The organism is Arthrobacter sp. Hiyo1 (assembly GCF_001263615.2).
GTDB lineage: Bacteria > Actinomycetota > Actinomycetes > Actinomycetales > Micrococcaceae > Arthrobacter.
The window spans coordinates 363,877-366,822 of sequence record NZ_DF952472.1; the positions used below are offsets into that span (position 1 = coordinate 363,877).

General features: G+C 65.0%; 3 protein-coding genes. 2 read left to right on the top strand and 1 reads right to left on the bottom strand.

The genetic code is table 11. The features are described 5' to 3' along the window. Positions 1-441, top strand: a 441-nt coding sequence (locus AHiyo1_RS15240; RefSeq protein ID WP_113990678.1) for a DUF1731 domain-containing protein, incomplete at its 5' end; no start/stop codon positions are given. A 4-nt stretch (positions 442-445) separates the two neighbouring features. On the opposite strand, the gene AHiyo1_RS15245 is transcribed toward AHiyo1_RS15240, so the two are convergent. Beyond that, complete coding sequence (locus AHiyo1_RS15245) at positions 446-2,137, bottom strand: protein kinase domain-containing protein (protein ID WP_253257375.1); 1,692 nt, start codon at positions 2,135-2,137, stop codon at positions 446-448. A 143-nt stretch (positions 2,138-2,280) separates the two neighbouring features. Here AHiyo1_RS15245 and lipB point away from each other — a divergent pair. Beyond that, positions 2,281-2,946, top strand: a 666-nt coding sequence (gene lipB / locus AHiyo1_RS15250) for a lipoyl(octanoyl) transferase LipB (protein WP_059389125.1), incomplete at its 3' end; no start/stop codon positions are given.

Consider the following 2,946-nt stretch of genomic DNA (forward strand, 5'->3'; position numbering starts at 1 on the left):
CGGGTGGTGACGCCGCGCACCGGCGTGGTCCTCAGCCCTGATGGCGGAGCGCTGGGTCCGCTCCTTCCGTTGCTGAAGATGGGCGTGGGCGGACCGTTGGGAAACGGCCGGCAATATTGGCCCTGGATTTCCCTTGTGGATGAAGTTTCAGCCTTCGAATACCTGCTCAACTCCTCGCTCGAAGGTCCCGTCAACGTGTGCGCCCCGGAAAGCGCTGACGTCAACGCCATCGTTGCGCAATTGGCGGCGGCCCTGCACCGGCCGGCGTTCCTTCGCGTACCTGCCCCCGCGCTGCGCTTGGTCCTCGGCAGCCATCTGGCGGAGGAACTTGTCCTCGCCAACCAGCGCATGGAACCGGCACGGCTGGTGGACTCAGGCTTTGCCTGGCAGCACCCCGCGCTGGCGGATGCCGCCCAATGGGTGGCAAGCGGCGGCAAGTGATCATTTAAGACTGCTTGGCCAGGATCTCGGTGATCCTCCACGCGTCCTCGCCACGCAGGAGAACCACCCTGAGTTCCTGTGGTTCGCCCCGGGGCCGCGCTCCGACGATCTCCCCTGCTGCGTCCCGTTCTTCATAGGCGGACGTTTCCACCGTGACAGCAACTGCTGCCCGGTCCGGGCTGGAAGGTCTCTCCACACTCACGCTCGAGAGGGTGGTGGAAAAGCCCGCGAGAACCAAGCCGGCGCCGAGCAATTCGTCCTTGAGCTTTCCATCGGAGGCGGCAGCCGCCGAGCCCTGCACATTAACGTGTTCCAGGAGCTCGAACTTTCCGGAACTCAGCGCCTTGTCCCGGAGTGCCGACAGTCCCCGTATGGCTTCCTCCGGGTTTGCGGATCGGATCCGGCCCCATACCACCGCGGGAACTTCTGCCTCCACCGGGACTTTATCGGGACCGGCCCCCTGCTGGGTATTGCGCGGCATGCCGGGCTCGCTCGCGACTCGTTCTTCCTGGGAAGCACTCGACGCCGGGCCAGGGGCCGTTTGCCCGGCTCCCGGTCCTCGATCGCCAGCCCACCACACCGCACCAGCCAACCACACAGCGGCTACTGATCCGGCGCCCGCAATCATCCCCAGAGCGAGCACGACGGGCGCCGCCCGCCGTCGTTCGGAAACCGGCGCAACCGCACGCCGGTGTCTGCGTCCCGACCCTGGAGGGCGGAAGCGGCCGAAAAGCGCCGCGATGCGGGCGCGCTTTGGGCGAGGAGCAGAAGCCCGACGCCGGGTCATCAGTTCCGGAACAACCGTCGCGTGCACCGAAACGGAAAGGTCCACAGCTTCCGGCGGTGCGCTTCGGTAGACCGCAACACCCAATTCGGCCGCGGACGGCCGCTGCTGCGCCTCTGGATGAAGCCCGGCCTCGATCGCAACGGCCAAGGCAGTAGGCACCGCAGGCACCAAGAGTGTCAAGGGCGGCCGGCGTGCCGCAGTGTCCGGGGCGGAACCCGTGAGGCAATACCAGCCAAGCGCGGCGAGGGCGTAGGTATCGCGCTGCGGCTCCAGTTCCGCTGTCCCCCGGACAGCCGGAGCAGGATCCGCGAATCCTGGGGTGCCCGAGTCCGGAACCCCCGCGGCGTCCCCCACCATGCGGGAAATGCCCATGTCCGAGAGGAGCGGTTTCCCTTGCGCGGTGAAGAGGACATTTCCGGGCGAAACATCGGAGTGTGTCACCCCTTGGCAATGCAGATAGGCCAAGGCCTGTGCCAGGGGCGTCAGGATGGTCACTGTCTCGCCCACGCCAAGACTCCCCCTGCTGGACACCAACTGCCCAAGCGAGCCGCCAGGGGCGTAGTCCATGACCACGCCCAAGCCGCCGTCGACGGACTCTGCCAACTCAACAACGCCATGGACCTTGACGAGGTGCTCGTGGTCCAGCCTGGATAGAAGCCGCACCTCACGCAGCAGGGATGACTTGGCGTCGCGTGGATCCGCCGTCTCCGGTTTCCGGCCGAGGCATTTCACGGCGAAGCTTTTCCCCGACCGCTGTTCCGTTGCGAGCCACACCGTGGTTCTTCCGCCGCGGCCCAGTTCACGCACCGCAACAAAGCCCGGGATCACAGGTTCGGAAGGTTCGATCCCTTGGGAGGGCATGTCCCGCTCACGGTCCTGGGCACTCCCGCAGGTCGAAAAAGTCTCCATGCCTCAACAAATACCGGAAATCGCGGATTCCCGCAGAAGTTATCCACAAGCCAAGGACCGGAGCCCCGCAAGCAAGCCGAGTACGACTGAGAGCTTGGCCACAAAATCATGGCCTGCGCCCCGCGGGGTCTAAGCTTGTCCCCATGACTCTTGAGTTTTCACAGCTGGGTCTTGCCCCGGATTTCGTTGACTACATGCAGGGCTGGGATATCCAGCGCGAACTCCACAACAAGGTTGTTGCCGGCGACAAACCCAGCACCGTCTTGCTCCTTGAACATGCCGCGGTGTACACGGCAGGCAAGCTCACGGAGGACCACGAGCGCCCGTTTGACGGCACGCCGGTTGTTCCCGTGGACCGTGGCGGCAAATTGACCTGGCACGGACCCGGCCAACTCATTGCCTACCCCATCCTCAAACTGAAGAACCGCGCCGGGATCCGTGACTACGTCGAGCGTCTCGAAGCCGTCATGATCGCGATCATGGAGGACTACGGAATCAAGGCCACGCGGGTCAAAGGCCGGGCGGGAGTCTGGGTCCTCGCGGACGACAAGGGTCCGGACCGCAAGATCGCCGCGATCGGTATCCGCGTCCTCGACGGCGTGACCATGCACGGCGTGGCCATCAACTGCAGCAATGACCTCGCTCCCTACGCACAGATCATCGCGTGCGGCATCACCGACGCGAGCGTCACCACCATGTCCATCGAGACCGGCAAGACCATCAACCCGGCCGACATTGCCGAGCGCTTCATCGAAGAGTTCCGCAAGCACGAAGAAGCACTCGTATCCAGCCCCGAAGGAGCACTCCAG